We start from the raw sequence: 281 nt of genomic DNA, 5'->3' as shown, positions 1-281 counted from the left end.
GGTCCCTGCAAAAGGTCGACACCTAAAGTGAGCAATCACGATGGTGTTTGAGTGGAATGGCGAAAGCTGTCCACGACTTATTTATTTAATGCGCGCCCGAAGGAGCGGCCGCAGTGCACAATTCAATCTTAACTTTTCCTGATAAACAAAGTAACCGCCCTCTCTATTAAGGGGGTATAGCTCAGTTGGTAGAGCGCCTGCTTTGCAAGCAGGATGTCATCGGTTCGAATCCGGTTACCTCCACCAATGCCGCCTACGGCGGCAATTTGTAATGGTTTGGT

1 tRNA gene is annotated in these 281 nt (G+C 49.5%); it reads left to right on the top strand.

The annotated features are described in order from the left end of the window. Positions 1 to 170: 170 nt before the first annotated feature. Positions 171 to 246 (top strand) — tRNA-Ala (locus tag HW115_RS20375). The last annotated feature ends 35 nt before the right edge of the window (positions 247 to 281 follow it).

The organism is Oceaniferula marina, assembly GCF_013391475.1.
GTDB classification, from domain to species: Bacteria; Verrucomicrobiota; Verrucomicrobiia; order Verrucomicrobiales; family Akkermansiaceae; genus Oceaniferula; species Oceaniferula marina.
Note: the sequence above shows the minus strand (reverse complement) of the source record. Positions and strands in the feature narration are given on the sequence as shown.